This window comes from Methylobacterium sp. Leaf456 (genome assembly GCF_001425465.1).
Lineage (GTDB): Bacteria > Pseudomonadota > Alphaproteobacteria > Rhizobiales > Beijerinckiaceae > Methylobacterium.
This window is the reverse complement of record NZ_LMQV01000008.1, coordinates 1-18351: the sequence shown is the minus strand read 5'-3', so window position 1 is coordinate 18351 and position 18351 is coordinate 1. Positions and strand designations below refer to the sequence as shown.

Here is an 18351-nt window from a genome sequence, read left to right as displayed (position 1 = left end):
GGCATGACTGAATTTCATCAGTCTGTGTGAGGAGAATATTATGAAATACTCGTTGCAAATTCTGTCGTTGTCCGTTCTCGCAGCCGGCCCGGCCTATGCCCAGAGCACCGGCCCCATCACGACCGAGCGCCTGACCATCACCGGTCCCGGCTCGACCGGGGATGTTTCGGGGATGTCGGTGACCCCCTCGGCGGACGCCGCTGCGGGCACGCTCGCCAACCTGATTGCCGGAAAGGCGCCGCTTTCTGCACCTACCTTCGCCGGCCCGGTTCGGGTGAACGGTGCGGTTTCGGTGGCGCCCACAGTGGCGTCGCCGCGCGACACCGCAACCCTAAACGAGATTTACACATCCAATACGGGGCCCAACACGGCCATTGGCCTCGGTCAGACCTATATTTCCTCTGCGACCAATCCGAATTTCGACGCTGCAGAACAGATCGTCGCCGACTTCCGCGGCACGCACGCTACCAATACGCAATCGAGGCTTGGGCAATTTTTTTTCGTTGGCTCTCCGCCGATGCAGACTGGTAATGTGGGCGCCGCTGTCGCCGAATGGAACATGACTAACCGGGGCGCCGACACGGGTTATCAGGCCAGCCCGTCCAGCCCGACGACCTACAGCGGCACCGTGCCGTATCAGCAGGTCGGCGGCCTCAACTTCGTGCCTGAGGCTAATTTCCCTGGCGCACCGGGCATTGGCACCAACGCGACCTATGCCTTCATCGTCTCCCGGTCGTCCAATAAGTCGATTCGCCTCGGCAGTGACGATCTTGCCTATCCTCGCACCTATACGGGGTACGCCACCGACCGGGATGCGCTCGTTCCAGCATCCACCGGCATCGGCGGCCAGGGCGGTCGCGGCTTTTCCTTTTGGGGCGGCACCAACGCGGCGCTCGCACCCTCAAACGTCGGTCAGACCTGGGGCTTCTGGGCTCACGGCATCGACCTGTCGCGCGCGACCTTCGCGGCCAATGATCCGATCCGGGTCAAGACGGGCCAAGAAATGGTCTGGGAGAATGGCACCGGCACGAAGGTCGCTGGCCTCACCGTCACCTCGGGCGGCGCACTTACGCTGACGGACGCCAGCGGCAACGCATCCAGTGTCACGGGCGGGCCCTGGATCACTTACACCCCGACTTACACGCCCTACGGCGGCTCGGGCGTGACGGTCACGAGCAACCGCGTCAGCTACGAGATCGCCGGTAAGACGATCCGGCTCCAGGGAAGCATCCAAATTGCGCACACCGCCGCCCCGAGTTCGGTCGCGCTGACGCTTCCTGTGGGCGTGACGCTCAAGCACGGCTCGGCCGGCGCGCTCGTCAACCGTAGCGCGGACGCGGGCGGGGCGACCTACGGCGATCAGGGTGGCACGAGCATCACGCTCGTCGGCGCGCTGAGCGCTGCGGTCAGCGGGTCGTTCTTCTTCTTCAGTCACACCGCCGAGATCAACTGAGCCGACGCGGGGGCGGGGCCTGATTGGCGTCGGACGCGAGTGAATTCGAGCCTGCGTTTACCTCGGTATTAGGCGTCCGCCCCGCCAAGGTAAAATAGACTGTCGATATATAATAGACTGTCGCACCCTTGCTTGCTCGGGTTTAGCCTTGGACCCGATTCGGCGGCACGTCCGACGTTCGACGACTCGATAACACGCCCGAACGCGCCGGGCCGGACGCGCGCATTCCACCCCCGGAGAACCACCATGGACCTCAGCCGCATCGGCGAGGCCGCTCTCATCGCGCGCGAGGGGCGGCGGTTGGAGGCCTATCGCGACAGCGTCGGCATCTGGACGATCGGCGTCGGCCACACCGCCGCCGCCGGGCCGCCTCTGCCCCGCGCGGGCCTGCGCATCACGATGGCGGAATGCGACGCGATCTTCGCCCGCGACGTCGCCCGCTTCGTCCGCACCGTCGATGGGGCGCTGCCGGCGCCGCTGCCGCAGCACGCCTTCGACGCGCTGGTCTCGCTCACCTTCAACATCGGCCCGGCCGCCTTCCTGCGCTCGACCGTGCTGCGCCGCCTGCGGGAGGGCGACCGGGCGGGCGCAGGCGAAGCGATGCTGATGTGGAACCGCCCCGCCGTGCTGATCCCGCGGCGCCAGGCCGAATACGACCAGTTCCGCACCCCCTACGAGGCCGCCCTGCCGCGGGCGCGGCGCAGCGATCCGCAGCCGGTCGCCGTGCCGACATCGGCCCACTCGCCCGCGCCCGTCGCGGAGCCCGTCATCGACACGCCGCCGCCCGCCGGCTGGCTCGCCCGCCTGCGGGGCTGGCTCGGCAGCCGCTGACACCCCCCTCCCCAACCCAAGGAACACCCGCCATGCTTACGACCGAACCCGCCGCGCGGCCCTCCGCGGTCGGCCTGCGGGGGATGCTGCTCGCCTGCGCCTTCCTGCTCGTCGTGCCTCAGGCCTGCACCCCGGCCCACGCCACCGACGCCACCGCGATCGTGCTGCCCTGGGGCGACGGCCTCGTCGCCCTGGCCCAGGGGCTCACCGCCCTGGCGGCGCCGGTGCTCGCCACGATCGTCGCCGCGCTGGTCGCCCGCATCCTGGGGCCGCTGCGGCTGCTGGTCACCGACGCGCTGGTCGAGCGGCTGGTGCGCAACGCCACCGACTACGCCCTCAACGCCGTTGCCGGCGCCGTCCGCGGGCGCACGCTCACGGTCCCCCTCGGCTCGGCGGTGATCGCACGCGCCGTGCAGCGGGCGCTCGACGAGGCGCCGGGCTGGCTGATCCGGGCGGCGGGCGGCGGCGAGGGCGTCGCCGCCAAGGTGTTTCGCGCCCTGCCCCTGGAGGAGGAGGCGACCGCCGCCAACACCCTGCGGCCCGCCCTCGACCGCGTCCTCGGACCCACCCCCATGCCCACCCCGCTCCGCAATCCGGCCTGACCCCGCGGGCGGGCGGATGCGCCCGCCCCGACCGTCGCTCCGGAGTCCCAAGCCGTGGACAAGATCGCCATCGAGGCCGCCCGCCTGCTGTTTTCCGACGACGGCGCCGGCTGGATCGTCGCGGTGCTGCTCGGCCTCGCCTGCCTGCACCTCTACCGCGACGGCCTGCGCACCCTGGAGGCGCGCATCGAGGAGACCGGCACCACGGCCGCCGCCCTGGAGCGGGCCTCGCAGACCAACGCGGCGGTGGCCGCCGCCCTGGAGAGCCGCACCCGCGTGCTGGAGGACCTCACCCGGCTCTCCGGCGAGATCGCCCGCGAGGTCGAGCGCAGCGACGCCCGCGCCCGCGAGAAGCTCGAAGAGATTCTTCGGCGCCTCGGCGAGCTTCAGCACCGCCCGCGGGCCTGACCTGACGATCGAATCGGGGGGAAACCCGATGTTCTCGAAACTGCGGTTTCCGAGCCTGTCTCGGGCGGGCGCCGCGTGGCGGCCCCACAATGCCCGCCGCCGCAGCCGCGCCGCCGCCGGCCGGCTGGAAGCGGCGGTCTGCGGCTTCGAGCGCTCGATCGTGACGCTGCGCAAGGCCGCGCTCGACCATGTCGACAGCCAGGATCTGGCGTGCCTGACCCTGCGCGTCTTCCTCGACCGCCGGTCCGAGCGCGGCCGGACGGCCTGATCTGCGCTGGGGACACACCGGGAACGCACCGGGGAACCCCCGCCGCGGTCTCGACCTTATCCCGCACCGAAGCGCGCCCGTGACCATGGCACCCCACTCGAAATCCGCATTCAGTCTTCCCGGTTGGTGTCGCGTCCCGAACATTCAGGACGCATTCAGTGCCCCGGCGCGAATGTCCTTGCCGATGCGCCAAGCTTTCGCCCTGTTGATCGTCGTCTCGACCGCCGCGGTTCTCGCGGCGGGCGCGGTCGGCCCCCTCGCCGAGGAGACCGGCGCCCTCGCCCCGGTCCCGGAGGTGCGCGAGCCGATGAACCGCGGCGACGATTGCCTGTCGCCCGCCGATCTGCGCGAGGCGGTGGCCGAGAAGCGCGTGGTGCCGCCGATCGCCGCGATCCGCGCGGCGCGCCAAGCGATTCCCCGGGCCGAGATTCAGCGCGCCCGCCTGTGCCGCCACGATGCCGGGCTCGTCTACCTGCTCACCGCCCTGCGCCGGGACGGACACTTCGTCCAAGTCATGGTCGATGGCCAGTCGGGGCAGGTCAGCGGGCAGTGGTAGGGCCGATGCTCGAAGTTGCCGGTGTTGAAGGATTGAGAAACGTCGCCTCGGATAGATATTCCCGGTGAAGGGCCGATGCGATGGGCCGATGATCGAGGAGTGACCGACCGTGCGTCTGCTCGTGGTCGAGGACGACCGTGACATCAACCGACAGGTGGTGACCGCGCTGGAAGAGGCCGGCTACGTCGCCGACAAGGCGTTCGACGGCGAGGAGGGCGGCTATCTCGGCGAGAACGAGCCCTACGACGCCATCATCCTCGACATGGGCCTGCCCAAGGCGGACGGCGTCACCGTTCTCCAGAACTGGCGCCGGGCCGGGGTGAAGACGCCGGTCATCATCCTCACCGCCCGCGACCGCTGGTCGGACAAGGTCGACGGCTTCGATGCCGGCGCCGACGACTACGTCACCAAGCCCTTCCACATGGAGGAGCTGATGGCCCGCGTGCGCGCGATTCTTCGCCGCGCGGCCGGTCATGCCTCGAGTCAGATCGCCTGCGGCCCCGTCACCCTCGACACCCGCTCCGGCCGCGTCTTCGTCGACGGCAATCCGGTCAAGCTCACGAGCCACGAATACCGCCTGCTCTCCTACCTGATGCACCACACCGGCCGCGTCGTCTCCCGCGCCGAACTCACCGAGCACCTCTACGACCAGGATTTCGACCGCGACTCCAACACCATCGAGGTGTTCGTCGGCCGCCTCCGGAAGAAGCTCGCGGTGGATTTGATCCAGACCGTGCGGGGGTTGGGCTACCTAGTCGATCCGAACCAGCCGGGGGGGAAGAGTTCCTGACCGGAAGGGCGGTACGCTTCGCAGGAAGCGGCCTGCCCGCCTTGGCAATCGCCTATGGCTCATCCTAGTTTCGAGAAGGAGCGGGGCGATGTCACGTCGAGTGGCCGGCCGCGATTCTTCCGACGATCCGCCTCTCGCTAGGTTACGATGCCCGCACCGACCTCGAGACAACCGCAGCGGACGCGCCTCAGCAGCCTTCTGGCCGGCTTGAGCGCCTTGTCCTCGATCTGGCCGGCCGAGGCCGAGCCGATGCGCTATCCCCACCGCGACGAAGCTGACGCGTTGCTCGGTGACGGCCTGAGGATCGGCGACGACATGCGCGTCGTGATCGAGCGCGAGCGGGCGCGTGCGCAAGCCACGGCGAACTAACGCGCCTGCCCGCCAAGCCCCCGATGACCGACCGCCTCGCCTGGCTCCCCCTGCGCCGCCGCTCCATCGCGGTCCGGCTCGCGGTCTCCTCGTTCCTGTCGAGCACCGCGATCCTCGTCATCGCGGCCTTCATCCTCACCACGCTCTATCGCGAGAACACCGAGCGCGCCTTCGACAGCCGCCTGCTCGTCTTCGCCAACAACCTCGCCACCGATCTCGTCTCGCCGAGCGATCCCGAGACGCGCTCCTTCTCGCTCGGCGATCCGCGCTTCGACCTGCCGCTGTCGGGCTGGTACTGGCAGGTCGGGCGGCCCGACGCGAAGCCGCGGGACCTGCGCACCTCGCGCTCGCTGGTCGGCGTGCCGCTGAAAGGGCCGGATCAGGCCGGTACCGCGACGATCGGCCAGATCCGCCAGGGCTATGGCCGCGGCCAGGACGACCGGACGCTGCGCATCGTCGAGCGCGACGTCGATGTCGGCCAGGAGGGGCGCTACACCGTGCGGGTGGCCGGGCCCGCCGACGAGATCGTGAACGATGTCGAGCGCTTCCGCTTCTCGCTGTTCATGACCTTCGGCCTGCTCGGGTTTTCGCTCGCGGCGACCGCGCTCCTGCAGATCCGCTTCGGCCTCGCGCCCCTGCGGGCGCTGCGCACGGCGCTCGGCACCATCCGCCGCGGCGAAGCCGACCGGATCGACGGGCAGTATCCGCGCGACATCGCCCCGCTCTCGGGCGAGATCAACCTCTTGATCGAGACCAACCGCGAAATCCTGGAGCGCGCCCGCACCCAGGTCGGCAACCTCGCGCATGCTCTGAAGACCCCGCTCTCTATCATCGTCAACGAGGTCGGCTCGAGCGAGGCGCCGCCGGAGTTGGCGGAGAAGATTCGCGAGCAGGCCGCGGTGATGCGCGATCAGGTGAACTACCATCTCGACCGGGCCCGCGCCGCGGCGCTCGCCGGCACGCTCGGCGCCTCGACCGAGGTCGAGCCGGCGCTGGCCGGCCTCGTGCGGACGTTCGGAAAGATCTACCGCGACAAGGACATCGCCTACGAGGTCCACGTCTCGCCGGGCCTGCGCTTCCGCGGCGAGAAGCAGGATTTCGAGGAGATGATCGGCAACCTCGTCGACAACGCCTCGAAATGGGCGGATAGCCGCGTCGCGATCTCGGCTACGCCGGTCGGCGGGGACGATTATCCCCACCTCATCGTCGCGGTGGAGGACGACGGGCCGGGCCTGCCCGAGGAGGACCGGGCGGCCGTGCTCAAGCGCGGGCGCCGCCTCGACGAGACCAAGCCGGGCTCCGGGCTGGGCCTCTCCATCGTCGCCGACCTCGCCGCGCTCTATCGCGGCCGCTTCCGCCTGGAGGCCGCGGGCCTCGGGGGCTTGCGCGCAGTGATCGAGGTGCCGGGCGACGGGCCCGCCGGCGCCGGGCAGCGCTGAAAACGTGATTCAAGGCCAAGGTTACGTCGCCCCGCGCCTATGCTAAGGCGCATGCTCCGCGCTTCGCGTGACGACGTGTCGCCCGGGGGCGATGTCGTGCGGGCTCCTCTCGGGCACTACACGGGGCCGAGCTATCGTTCGGGGGCCAATTGACGGCGATCTGGTTCATTCTGGCGGCCATGACCGCGGCGGCCGTGTTCGCGCTGCTCTGGCCGATGTCGCGTCGTCGCCGTCAGGAGGCGGCGGGAGCGGAGCTGTCGACCGAGGCCGGCTTCTACGAGGATCAGCTCGCCGAGATCGAGCGCGACCTCGGCCGCGGCCTCATCGCACCCGCCGAAGCCGAGGCCGCCCGCACCGAGGCCGCCCGCCGGCTGCTGCGGGCGAGCCGTGAGGAGAGTGCGGCGAAATCCGCGGTCGCGCCGCTCGCCGAGCCGCATCTGCGCCAGCGCCGCGCCGCGTCCGCCTTCGCGCTCTCGACGATCCCGCTGGTCGCGCTCGTCGTCTACGGCCTCTACGGCTCACCGAACCTCCCCTCGCAGACGGAGGCCGACCGCAGCGCCAGCCGGGCCGGGGCGCAGGACATGATGACCGCGATCGGCCAGATCGAGGCGCGGCTCGCCAGCCACCCCGACGATGTCCGCGGCTGGAGCGTGCTCGCCCCGGTCTACATGCGGCTCGGCCGTTACGACGACGCGGCCCGCGCCTACGCTTCGGTCGTGCGCCTCAAGGGCGAGGACGCCTCCGCGCTCTCCGATTGGGGCGAGGCCCTGGTGGTCGCGGCGGAAGGTTCGGTCTCGCCGGAGGCCCGCAAGGTGCTGAACCGGGCGGTCGCCGCCGACCCGAAGGCGCCCAAGGCCCAGTTCTATCTCGCCCGCGGCGACGAGCAGTCCGGCGACGTGGCCGGCGCGATCCGCCGCCTGTCCGGCCTCGCCGAGGGTGCTCCCTCCGACGCGCCGTGGCTGCCGACGGTGCGCGACACGCTGGCCCGCCTCAAGGGCGAGACCACCCCGGCGGCGACGCCCGAGGGCGGCCCGAAGCCCGAGGCGCCCGGAGGGGGCGCTGCCACCGGCGGTTCATCCGTCGCGGGGCCCGCGGCCAACATCCAGGCGCTGCCGCCCTCCGAGCGGATCGACGCGATCCGCGGCATGGTCGAGGGGCTGGAGCGGCGCTTGGCCAAGCAGGGCGGCACCGCCGACGAGTGGCTGCGCCTCGTGCGCTCCCACGCGGTGCTGGGCGAGCGCGACAAGGCGCTCGATGCGCTGACCCGTGCCCGCGAGGCCCTGAAAGGCGATGCGCCGGCCCGCGAACGTCTCGACGCGCAGGCGCGCGAACTCGGCCTCGCGGACGGCAAGCCGGGCGCGAGCGCGGACGCTGCGCCCGAGGCCAAATCGCCGGAGGCCAACAAGACGTCGGAGGCCGGTGCTTCGGAGAGCAGGCCCGCGGTCGCCATGGAGGCCGACGCCGCTGCCAACGCCATCCGGGTGATGCCGCCCGCCGAGCGCGAGGCGGTGATCCGCGGCATGGTCGCGACCCTCGACCGGCGGCTCGCCGCCAAGGGCGGCAGCCCCGACGAGTGGATGCGGCTCGTGCGCTCCTACGGCGTGCTGGGGGACCGCGCAGCCGCGACCCAGGCGCTCGACCGGGCCAGGATGGCGCTCGCCGCCAACCCCGGCGCGGTGGAGCGGCTCGACGCGCTCGGCCGCGAACTGGACCTCGCGCCGAAGCCGTGACGCGCTTTCCGACGAAGTGGATGCCGGTTCGTCGAAAGAAAGCGCGTCGAACAGAGACCATCGACGGCCTCTGACAATCGGTCCCGCCCGCGCAACCTTGACCCGAAGGGCGCGCGGGCCGAAACCGTACGGACGAACGAGTCTAAAGACGTCAGGCCGCCCTTCGCGCCTCGCTGAGGGACAAGAACGCGCCGACGAACCGGGACGGAACCGTTGACCCGCAAGAGCCGCCGCCTCGTCCTCATCGCCTGCTGCGGGGCCGTCCTGGCCCTGGCGCTGGGGCTGATCCTGTCGGCGATGACCGGCTCGATCGTGTTCTTCCGCTCGCCCACCGAGGTCGCCGCGCAGGGCGTGGCGCCGGGCACCCGCTTCCGCCTCGGCGGCCTCGTGACCGAGGGATCGCTCAAGCGCGGGCCCGACCAGAACGTCGAGTTCTCGGTGACGGATACCGGCGCGACCGTGCCGGTGCAGTATCGCGGCCAGCTGCCGGACCTTTTTCGCGAGGGCCAGGGCATCGTCGCCGAGGGCAAGCTCGAGGTCGGCGGCGTGTTCCGCGCCGACACCGTGCTGGCCAAGCACGACGAGAACTACATGCCGCGCGAGGTCGCCGACGCCCTCAAGGCGCAGGGGCGCTGGCAAGAGGGCGAAGGCAAGGGCGAGGGCAAGGGGAAGCCGGAGGCCTCTAAGGAGACTCCGAAGCCGGCCGCCGACGCGACCCTCGGCCAGCGCAGCGAGCGATAAGCATGACCACGCACCGGTCTGACACCGCGCGGGAGACGCATTCGTGATCGTCGAGCTCGGCCATTACGCCCTGGCGCTCGCCCTGGCCCTGTCCCTCGTCCAGGCGGTGATGCCGGCCTGGGCCGCCCGCTCGGGCGATGCGGCTTTGCGCGAGGTCGCGGTGCCGGCGGCGCTGGGCACCTTCGCCTGCCTGCTGTTCGCGTTCTGCGCGCTCACCTACGCGCATGTGATGTCGGACTTCTCGGTCCAGAACGTCGTCGAGAACTCGCACACGGCCAAGCCCCTGATCTACAAGATCTCCGGCGTGTGGGGGAACCACGAGGGCTCGATGCTGCTCTGGGTGCTGATCCTCGCCCTGTTCGGGGCCTGGGTCGCCACCGCCAAGAACTCGGTGCCGCCGGTTCTGCGCACCAACACCCTGATGGTGCAGGCCTCGATCACCTTCGTGTTCGTGCTGTTCATCATCATGACCTCGAACCCGTTCAGCCGCGTGGCGCCTGCCCCGCTGGAGGGCAACGACCTCAACCCGCTCCTCCAGGATCTCGGCCTCGCGATCCATCCGCCGCTGCTCTACCTCGGCTATGTCGGCTTCTCGATCAGCTTCGCCTTCGCGGTCGCCGCGCTGATTGAGGGCCGCATCGACGCCGTTTGGGCCCGCGCCGTGCGGCCCTGGACGCTGATCGCCTGGAGCTTCCTGACGCTCGGCATCGCCATGGGCTCCTACTGGGCCTATTACGAACTCGGCTGGGGCGGCTGGTGGTTCTGGGACCCGGTCGAGAACGCCTCGCTGATGCCCTGGATCGCCGGTACGGCGCTGCTGCATTCCACCGTCGTGATGGAGAAGCGTGACGCCTTGAAGGTCTGGACGGTGCTGCTCGCCATCCTGACCTTCTCGCTCTCGCTCGTCGGCACCTTCATCGTCCGCTCGGGGCTGCTCACCTCGGTCCACAGCTTCGCCTCGGACCCGAGCCGCGGCGTGTTCATCCTCGGCATCCTCGCCGTGTTCATCGGCGGCTCGCTCACCCTGTTCGCGTGGCGCGCGCCGAGCTTGCGCCAGGGCGGCCTGTTCGCGCCGATCTCCCGCGAGGGCGCGCTGGTGATGAACAACCTGTTTCTGGTCGCGGCCTGCGCCACGGTGTTCGTCGGCACGCTCTATCCGCTGCTCTTGGAGATGCTGACCGGCGACAAGATCTCGGTCGGTCCGCCCTTCTTCAACTGGACCTTCATCCCGCTGGCGATGCCGCTGCTGTTCATCGTGCCCTTCGGGCAGGGGCTCGCCTGGAAGCGGGGCGATGCGGCGGCGGCTGCCCAGCGCCTGATCGCGGCCTTCGCGGTGGCGCTCGTCGTCGGCCTCGCGGCGGCCGCGCTGACCTGGGGCGGCCCGATCATGGCCCCGGTCGGCCTCGGTATCGGCGCCTACCTGATCATCGGCTCCGCGCTCGAAATCTGGGTGCGCGCCCGCGGCTACGGCCAGAGCCGCAGCCGCGATCTCGGCACCACGTGGCGCCGCGCCGTCGGCCTGCCGCGCTCGGCCTGGGGCACGGCGTTCGCGCATGCCGGCGTCGGCGTCGCTGTGCTCGGCATCGCTGCGCAGGGCTGGGCCACGGAAGGCCTCGGCACCATCCGCGACGGCGGGCATGTGACCGCGGGCCCCTACGTCGCCACCCTCGACCGGGTCGGCCCGAAGAAGGGCGAGAACTACGAGGAGACCACCGCCTTCCTGACCCTGCGCACCACGTCCGGCGACTTCGTCGGCACGGTCGAGACGGGCAAGCGCTTCTATCCCTCCCGCCGGATGACGGTGACCGAGGCCGGCCTGAAGACGGTGGGAATGAGCCAGATCTACGCCAGCGTCGGCGAGGTGATGCCCGACGGCTCGATCGGCCTGCGGCTCTACCACAAGCCCCTGGTGCTGCTGATCTGGATCGGCGCGCTGATCATGGCGGCGGGCGGCGGCCTGTCGCTCACCGACCGGCGCATGCGCGTCGGCGCCCCGGTCAAGGCGCGCGCCAAGCTCCCGCCCTCCGCGGTGCCGGCGGAGTGAGGCCGATGCGGCGTTTCAGACTGTCACCGAGCAAGCCGACGGGCGTCCTTTTCCCCCTGTGGGGAGGGGTTCGGGGTGGGGGGCCCGCAGAGGGCACCTCTGCGGTTCCTCCTGCACCACCCCCACCTCCTACCTCCTTCCCACAAGGGGGAGGAGAAGCATCGCGTCGGTGGCGGAGTCTCATCGTCCGATCGGCTTTGATCCTCGCACTTGCTCCGGCTCCCGCCCTGGCGGTGCAGCCGAACGAGGTGCTGAAGGACCCCGCCATGGAGGCGCGGGCGCGCGTCATCTCGGAGGGGCTGCGCTGCCTCGTCTGCCAGAACCAGTCGATCGACGATTCCGACGCGCCGCTCGCCAAGGACCTGCGCCTGCTCGTGCGCGAGCGCCTGAGGGAGGGCGATTCCAACAATCAGGTCGTCGATTACGTGGTGGCCCGCTACGGCGAGTTCGTGCTGCTGCGGCCGACCTTCGGCTGGCACACGCTTCTGCTGTGGCTGAGCCCGCTCCTCGCCGTCGGGCTGGGCGCCTTCGGCATCTGGCGCCTGTCGCGCCGCCGCGCGCCGAAGGCGGAAACCCTGTCCGCGGCCGAGGCCGCGGAGGTCGAGGCGCTGCTCAAGCGGCGTTGAGCGCGCCCTGCTTTCGCCCGATCGGCCGGGCAGGAAGTCGAGGCGTTGACGCGCCGTCTTCGACCCGCAGCGAGCCTCACCCGAGCGCCATGCCGATCGCCGCACCCCTTCGCCGCCTGCTCCTCGCGAGTGCGGTCCTCGCCCTGCCCGCGGTCGCGCAGGCGCACCCGCATGTCTGGGTCACGGCCAAGGCCGAGGTCGCCTACGAGGGCGGGCGCGTCGCCGGCATCCGCCACACGTGGAGCTTCGACGCGTCCTACTCGGCCTTCGTGACGCAGGGCCTCGACACCAACGGCGACGGCAAGCTCTCGCCCGAGGAATTGCAGAGCCTCGCCATCGAGAACACCGCGAATCTCGCCGAATTCGCCTACTTCACCAAGCTCAAGGTCGCGGGCCGCGAGCAGGCTTTTGCCGATCCGCGGGAATCCCGGATGGCCATGGACGGCGACCGGCTCACCTTGAGCTTCCTGCTGCCGCTGAAGGCGCCCGCCGTGCAGGGCAAGGGCGTCGCGGCGCTCGAGGTCTACGACCCGACCTACTTCGTCTCCTTCAGCCTCGCGGAAGGCGCCGACGCCGTGCGCCTGCCCGGGGCGGCGGCCGGCTGCACCACCACCCTGACGCGGCCGAAGAACGCCGAGCCGGCGGTGGCGGAGGCCGGCAAGTCGATGAGCGAGGCGATGTTCGAGGCGCTGACCTCCGCCTCGAATTACGGCGAGCAATTCGCCAACCGGGCCATCGTCGCGTGTCCCTGACGGCGGCGCTCGCCCCGAAAGCGGGAGCCGCGAGCCGGCTCCCCCTGCGCCTCGCGCTCGCCGCCGGGGCGGTGCTCGCCGCTGCCGGCCTCCTCGGTGCGCTCGCCTGGATCGTCGGGCCGGTCGCCGCGCCGCCGCCGCGCTCGCCCTTCGGCATCGGCTTTCGCGAGGCCGCCCCCGCCGCGACCGGGCTCGGCGGCTGGCTGCTTAACGTCCAATCGAACTTCTCGCGCAACCTGCAAGGGGCGGTCGCGGCGCTGAAGACCGGCGGCGGCTGGTGGCCGCTCGTCGCCATGGGCTTCGCCTACGGCGTGTTCCACGCCGCCGGGCCCGGCCACGGCAAGGCGGTGATCGCCGGCTACATCGTGGCGGGCGAGCGCTCCTTGCGCCGCGGCTTCGCCTTGAGCGCGGCGGCGGCCCTGCTTCAGGCGTGTGTCGCCATCGCCCTCGTCGGCGTCGGCACGCTGGTCCTGAAGGCGACCGCGGGCGGCATGACGCGGGCCGGCATGCTGATCGAGACGGTCAGCTTCGCCCTCGTCGCGCTGCTCGGCGCCGCGGTGACGTGGCGCAAGGCCGGGCGGCTCGCGTCCCTCGCCTCCGATGCACCGACGGCCGCCTGCGCCCCCGGCTGCGGCCACACCCACCTCACCGACGCCGCGGCGCTCGACCGGCTCGGCACCTGGCGCGAACGGGCCGGCGTGGTGCTCGCCGCCGGCAGCCGGCCCTGCGCCGGGGCAGTGCTGATCCTCGTCTTCGCGGCAAGCCAGGGGATGCTCTGGGCCGGCATCGCCGCCACGCTCGCCATGGCTTTGGGCACCGCGCTCACCACCGGGGCGCTCGCGAGCCTCGCGGTCTTCGCCAAGGCGCTGGCTTTGCGCCTCGCGGGTGGGCGGGGACAAGCCGGGGCGCTGGCGGTCGGCGGGCTCGAACTCCTGGCCGCGGCCTTCGTGCTGGTGCTCGGCCTCGCCCTCGTCGCCGGGATCGCCGCGAGCGTCGGCGGCTGAACGTCCTCTCGCCAAAGGTCACGAAGCCGTGGCAGGCTGTGCCTCCCGATCAGAGGAGAGCCCCCGCGTGACCGCACCCGGCGATGCCCTCGACGCCTTCGCGCCGATCCTGCACTGGCGACTGCTGAAAGGCTCGCACGCCTTTCCGGGGCCGGACGGGGGCACCTGCATCAACGAGGCGGCCATCGTCGCGGCGGGCCTGCCCTACCGGACGATCAGGGCGACCGAGGATTGTCCGCCCTGCTTCTCGCAGCCCCTCGCGGCCTATGCGCTCGGCCTCAACGACGCGATGCCCGAAGCCGAGCGACAGGGGCTGATGGCGTTCGTGCTGCGCCTCTCGGGCTCGGCCGACCTGCCGGAGATCGAGGCCGCCCGCACCCGGTTCCTGGCGCTGGAGAGCGTGCGCCGCATCCTGCCCCCGCTCCTCGACCGGGCCGGCCTGCCGGCGCTGGCCGCCCGCTGCGAGACCGCGCCCGATGCCGAGGCCGCGCTCTCGGCGGCGAGGGCCGCGGAAGGGCAGGGCGGGGCGCTCTCCCACGCCGCCGGGGGCCGGCGCGCTTGGGTGATCGGCGCGCACGCCTCCGCGGTCGCCCGCACCGCGACGGCGGCGATCCGGGCGTTTTCCGATCCGCGCTGCGCCGCGGAGGTGGCGGAGGGCGCCGCACCCTTCGCCGACGGCATCTGGGGGACCGCGCTCGGTATCCTCGACGGGGCGCTCGGCATCGGCCGGCAGGCCCCGTCGATCGATCTGACGGACGCCCGCGACCGCCTGGAGCGGGCCCGCGCTCAGAGTGCCTCACAAAACTCCCGTTCACCGCCGGTTTCTTCCTGAGCGCGACAGCGCAGCGGGAGTTTTGTGAGAGACACTCAGGCGTAGGCGCGCGGGCGCGGCTCCTCGGCGAGGTCGATCTCCATCGACTCGCAGTTGGCGAGCCAGCGCCCGGTCAGGTGGTAGAAGAAGGTGCAGTGGCCGACCACACCGATGGTCCGCTCCGGCCGCGCCCGCAGCCACTCGCGGAAACCCGCGACGCGCTCGTCGAACGCCTCCCGCGGTTCGACGTGCCAGCCCTCCGGCCCGACCAGTCCGTCCGCGTACCACCACGTCTCGGGCAGGTGATCGACCCGGAAATCCGGGAATTCCCGGGCCAGCACCGAGGCCGCGCGGCCGATGTCGCAGCTGCTCTCCTGGCATTCCCGGTGCAGCACCTCGACCAGCACCTGGGGCTTGGCCGGGTGATCCGAAAAGATGCCCGCCGTGGTCTGGAGCGCGCGGGTCAGCGGTGACGTCACGACGAGTTCGAACGGCACGTCGCGCAGCCGCGCGCGGGCGGCCGCGACCTGGGCGTGGCCGCGCTCGGACAGGCGGGCGTCGATATGGCCGGGATCGCGCCCCGTCGCCTCGTGATGAGCGTTGAAGGTCGATTCGCCGTGGCGGATGCAGAGGATGCGGGTCGTGGACATGAGCCCGATGTAGGCGAAGCACCGCCGCGCGCCACCTGCCGCGACGGCGGGTCTCGCCTGCGCACAGGACCGGACGAAGCGTCACCGTGGCGGCGCGACGGCGCCGGTTTCCGCACCGATCCGGCAAGCGCGGTGCGGCCTTGCGCCGAAGGAGGGGAAAGCGTCCCGTGGCGGGAGGGCCCCGCTCGGAGGAGCTTGAGGACAACCGGCCCCGGCCGGCACCACCCTCAAGGAGCCTTCCGATGTCACACCCTCCCGTCCCAAGCCAAAGCCTGCCCCGCAACCTCTTGATCGGTCCGCTCGTCGCGGTCGTCCTCGCCTTCTTCGGCAGCCCGCCGGCCCGCGCCGAGGAACCGGGAAGCGGCGCATTGGTGCTGCGCCGCGAGGGCGCCGCCCCGGTCGAGGCGCCGCGGCTGCGGGCCGACGCCGCCATCGCGGTGAGCGGCCCGACCGCGCGGGCCACCATCACCCAGGCCTTCCGCAACACCACCGCCGAGTGGGTCGAGGGCACCTACCTCTTTCCTCTGCCGGAGGACGCCGCGGTCGATTCGATGAAGCTCGTCGTCGGCGACCGGGTGATCGTCGCCGACATCCGCGAGCGGCAGGCGGCGCGCCGCGCCTACGAGGCGGCCAAAGCCGAGGGCAAGGCCGCCGCGCTCACCGAGCAGCAGCGCCCGAACCTGTTCACCAACGCGGTCGCCAATATCGGCCCCGGCGAGACCGTGCTGGTGCAGATCACCTATCAGCAAAGCGTCCGGCTCTCCGGCGGCACCTACGCGCTTCGCCTGCCCACGGTCGCGGCGCCCCGCTACAGCCCGGCCCCGGCGCTCGTCCAGAGCGCAGCCGAGGGCCCGGCCGCGCCCGATCCCGTGCCGGATCGTGAAAAAATCGAAGCGCCCGTGCTCGATCCGGCCCGCCACGCGCCGGTCAACCCGCTGACGCTCGCCATCGACCTCAAGGCCGGCTTCGCGCTGGGCTCCGTGAAGAGCGCCACCCACGCGATCCGCGTGGACAACCTTTCGCAATCCGAGCGCCGTATCACGCTGGCGGACGGCGCCACCGCGGCCGACCGCGACTTCGAGCTGACCTGGGCGCCGGCACCCGGCAGCGAGCCCGCCATCGGCCTGTTCCGCGAGCGGGTGGCCGGGGCCGAGGCGGTGCTCGCCGTGCTCACCCCGCCGGCCGAGGCCACCCCTGCCCCGGCGCTGCCGCGGGACGTGGTGTTCGTCATCGACAATTCCGGCTCGATGGGCGGCGCCTCGATCCGGCAGGCCAAGGCCAGCCTGCTCGCCGGCCTCGATCGCCTGCGGCCGGGCGACCGCTTCAACGTCATCGGCTTCGACCACACCTACGACGCCATCTTCCCGGATACCGTTCCGGCCGACGAGAGCCACCTCGCTGTAGCAAAAAGCTTCGTGGCCGGGCTGGAGGCGAGCGGCGGCACCGAGATGCTGGCGCCGCTCAAGGCCGCGTTGCAGGACGCGCACCCCGACGAGGCCGGCCGCCTGCGGCAGGTCGTGTTCCTCACCGACGGCGCCGTCGGCAACGAGGCGCAGATCTTTTCCGCCATCGCTACTGAGCGCGGGCGCACGCGGCTGTTCATGGTCGGCATCGGCTCGGCCCCGAACGGCTATCTGATGCGCCACGCGGCGGAACTCGGCCGGGGCAGCTTCACGGAGATCCGCTCGGTCGATCAGGTGTCCGAGCGGATGCGCGAGCTGCTGATGAAGATCGAGAGCCCCGTCGTCACCGACCTCACCGCGACCTTCTCGGAAGCCGCCGACGCCACGCCCTCGCCGATGCCCGACCTCTACCGTGGCGAGCCCGTCATCGTCGCGGCGTGGATGCCGGAGGCCAAGGGCACGCTGACCCTCACGGGCCGGATCGGCGGGCAGCCTTGGCGGAACGTCCTGAACCTCGACGCGGCCGTGGACGGCGCCGGGATCGGCAAGGTCTGGGCGCGGGCGAAGATCGCGGATGCCGAGACCGCGCGGATCACCGGCCGGCTCGGCCAGGACACCGCCGATGCCGCGATCCTGCGGCTCGCCCTCGACCACGGCCTCACCACGCGGCTGACCTCACTGGTGGCGATCGACGCCACCCCGCGCCGGCCGCACAACGCGCGCCTTGCCAGCGCCGACCTTCCGCTCAACCTGCCCGCCGGCTGGGACTTCGAGGCCCTGTTTGGCTCCAACAGCGAGGCTGCCCCGCCGCGCCAGCGCCGCGCCGGCTTATCCCCCGCCCAGTACGCCGCGGCCCCCTCCGTGCCGCTGCCGCAGACCGCGACGGATTTCGAGCTGCGGGCGCTGGCCGGCCTCGTCCTCCTCGGCCTCGGCCTGCTGATGGCAGCCCGTGGTCGCAGGCTCGCGTGATGGACAAGGCCATGCGCGCGCCGAACCAAGCGCCTCTCCTCCCCCTTGCGGGGAGGAGCTGGAGGTGGGGGTGGTGCAGGAGGCACCGCTCTCGCCTCATCCTGAACCACCCCCACCCCGAACCCCTCCCCGCAAGGGGGAGGAGACCCGCGTTCGGTTCGGCCGTCGCCTTGGTGCTCGGCCTCGCCCTCCTGGCACAGGCAGCGTGGATTCCGGCCAAGGCCGCCCTGGCGCAGGTGCTCTTGGAGCGCGCCTTCGCCCGGACGCTCGCCGAGGGGGCGCCCGTCCGCCCCTGGCCCTGGGCCGACACCGTGCCGGTCGCCCGCATCACCTTCCCCGACCTCGGCGAGGCCTACGTGGCGCTCGCCGGCTCCAGCGGGCAGGCTCTGGCCTTCGGCCCCGGCCATGTCGAGGGCACGCCCGAGGCGGGCGAGTCCGGCACGGCCGTCTATGCAGCGCATCGCGACACCCAGTTCCGCAGCCTCGGCCGGCTGCGGCCGGGGGATCCGGTCACGGTGCAGCGCCGGGACGGGCGGACCGTGCGGTTCCGCGTGACGGGGGCCCGCGTGGTTCGCTGGGATGCCGCCGGCCTCGATCCCGACGCGCCAGGCCGGCGCCTTGCGCTGGCGACCTGCTGGCCCCTCGACGGGCTGACGCAGGGACCGGAGCGGCTGCTGGTGGAAGCGGAGGAGGAGTCAGTAAGCTGGGTCGCCGAATTCGGCTCTGGCCCTTAAGGCAACGCAGGGCCGAACGACATTCCTTGTAGACGCAGCAATGGCGAAGCGGATACCCCCTAGAGCTGTTGCCGACCGCTGCGAGTCGTTCGGGGTTCCCTGGCACGGCGTGATCTGATTCCCTTTGGTCCTCGACAGGAGGATTGATGGGCTCAGCGTTGTCATCGGATC

Annotated in this window: 19 protein-coding genes; 18 read left to right on the top strand and 1 reads right to left on the bottom strand. The window is 71.5% G+C overall.

Going from position 1 to position 18351, the window contains the following annotated elements:
* The first annotated feature begins 40 nt into the window (after window positions 1–40).
* The 16 genes from ASG52_RS08345 to ASG52_RS08270 all read left to right on the top strand — a co-directional run bounded on the left by ASG52_RS08345 (window position 41) and on the right by ASG52_RS08270 (window position 14445).
* Window positions 41–1453 carry a hypothetical protein gene (locus ASG52_RS08345; protein WP_156383852.1) on the top strand — a complete coding sequence of 471 codons (1413 nt, stop codon included), beginning with the start codon at window positions 41–43 and terminating at the stop codon, window positions 1451–1453.
* Window positions 1454–1699: 246 nt separating this feature from the next.
* Window positions 1700–2284 (top strand): lysozyme, encoded by a 585-nt coding sequence (locus ASG52_RS08340; RefSeq protein ID WP_056241591.1) that lies wholly within the window; start codon window positions 1700–1702, stop codon window positions 2282–2284.
* A gap of 32 nt (window positions 2285–2316) precedes the next feature.
* Complete coding sequence (locus ASG52_RS08335) at window positions 2317–2886, top strand: hypothetical protein (RefSeq protein ID WP_286158989.1); 570 nt, start codon at window positions 2317–2319, stop codon at window positions 2884–2886.
* 54 nt (window positions 2887–2940) lie between these two features.
* Window positions 2941–3294 carry a hypothetical protein gene (locus ASG52_RS08330; protein ID WP_056241588.1) on the top strand — a complete coding sequence of 118 codons (354 nt, stop codon included), beginning with the start codon at window positions 2941–2943 and terminating at the stop codon, window positions 3292–3294.
* Between the two features lie 28 nt (window positions 3295–3322).
* Window positions 3323–3562, top strand: coding sequence for a hypothetical protein (locus ASG52_RS08325; protein WP_056241585.1), 240 nt, complete (start codon window positions 3323–3325; stop codon window positions 3560–3562).
* A gap of 184 nt (window positions 3563–3746) precedes the next feature.
* Entirely contained in the window at window positions 3747–4118 is a 372-nt protein-coding gene (locus ASG52_RS08320; RefSeq protein ID WP_056241858.1) for a hypothetical protein, read from the top strand.
* Between the two features lie 109 nt (window positions 4119–4227).
* Window positions 4228–4908, top strand: coding sequence for a response regulator transcription factor (locus ASG52_RS08315; protein WP_056241582.1), 681 nt, complete (start codon window positions 4228–4230; stop codon window positions 4906–4908).
* A gap of 147 nt (window positions 4909–5055) precedes the next feature.
* Window positions 5056–5277, top strand: a complete 222-nt coding sequence (locus tag ASG52_RS08310) for a hypothetical protein (RefSeq protein WP_056241578.1) — start codon at window positions 5056–5058, stop codon at window positions 5275–5277.
* A gap of 23 nt (window positions 5278–5300) precedes the next feature.
* Complete coding sequence (locus ASG52_RS08305) at window positions 5301–6716, top strand: ATP-binding protein (RefSeq protein WP_056241576.1); 1416 nt, start codon at window positions 5301–5303, stop codon at window positions 6714–6716.
* Window positions 6717–6865: 149 nt separating this feature from the next.
* On the top strand, window positions 6866–8446 hold the full coding sequence (ccmI, locus tag ASG52_RS08300; protein WP_056241573.1) for a c-type cytochrome biogenesis protein CcmI: 1581 nt from the start codon (window positions 6866–6868) through the stop codon (window positions 8444–8446).
* A gap of 213 nt (window positions 8447–8659) precedes the next feature.
* A complete protein-coding gene (gene ccmE / locus ASG52_RS08295; RefSeq protein WP_056241572.1) occupies window positions 8660–9187 on the top strand; it encodes a cytochrome c maturation protein CcmE in 528 nt (175 codons plus the stop codon).
* Between the two features lie 43 nt (window positions 9188–9230).
* The gene (locus ASG52_RS08290) at window positions 9231–11231 is read left to right on the top strand and encodes a heme lyase CcmF/NrfE family subunit (protein ID WP_056241569.1); all 2001 of its coding nucleotides are present in this window, start codon (window positions 9231–9233) and stop codon (window positions 11229–11231) included.
* Between the two features lie 197 nt (window positions 11232–11428).
* Window positions 11429–11857: a cytochrome c-type biogenesis protein gene (locus tag ASG52_RS08285; protein WP_286158988.1), complete on the top strand. Its 429-nt coding sequence runs from the start codon at window positions 11429–11431 to the stop codon at window positions 11855–11857.
* A gap of 89 nt (window positions 11858–11946) precedes the next feature.
* The gene (locus ASG52_RS08280) at window positions 11947–12609 is read left to right on the top strand and encodes a DUF1007 family protein (RefSeq protein WP_056241566.1); all 663 of its coding nucleotides are present in this window, start codon (window positions 11947–11949) and stop codon (window positions 12607–12609) included.
* Window positions 12600–13613 (top strand): nickel/cobalt transporter, encoded by a 1014-nt coding sequence (locus ASG52_RS08275; RefSeq protein ID WP_056241563.1) that lies wholly within the window; start codon window positions 12600–12602, stop codon window positions 13611–13613. The genes ASG52_RS08280 and ASG52_RS08275 overlap by 10 nt, the downstream gene beginning before the upstream one ends.
* Window positions 13614–13680: 67 nt before the next feature.
* Window positions 13681–14445, top strand: a complete 765-nt coding sequence (locus ASG52_RS08270) for a hypothetical protein (RefSeq protein WP_056241560.1) — start codon at window positions 13681–13683, stop codon at window positions 14443–14445.
* Window positions 14446–14480: 35 nt separating this feature from the next.
* Here ASG52_RS08270 and ASG52_RS08265 read toward each other — a convergent pair whose 3' ends face one another.
* Window positions 14481–15074 (bottom strand): histidine phosphatase family protein, encoded by a 594-nt coding sequence (locus ASG52_RS08265; RefSeq protein ID WP_056241556.1) that lies wholly within the window; start codon window positions 15072–15074, stop codon window positions 14481–14483.
* Between the two features lie 242 nt (window positions 15075–15316).
* Here ASG52_RS08265 and ASG52_RS08260 point away from each other — a divergent pair, with 242 nt between their 5' ends.
* Together ASG52_RS08260 and ASG52_RS08255 are read left to right on the top strand one after the other, a co-directional pair.
* Window positions 15317–17446, top strand: a complete 2130-nt coding sequence (locus ASG52_RS08260; protein WP_056241553.1) for a marine proteobacterial sortase target protein — start codon at window positions 15317–15319, stop codon at window positions 17444–17446.
* Between the two features lie 170 nt (window positions 17447–17616).
* On the top strand, window positions 17617–18180 hold the full coding sequence (locus ASG52_RS08255; protein WP_286158987.1) for a class GN sortase: 564 nt from the start codon (window positions 17617–17619) through the stop codon (window positions 18178–18180).
* The last annotated feature ends 171 nt before the right edge of the window (window positions 18181–18351 follow it).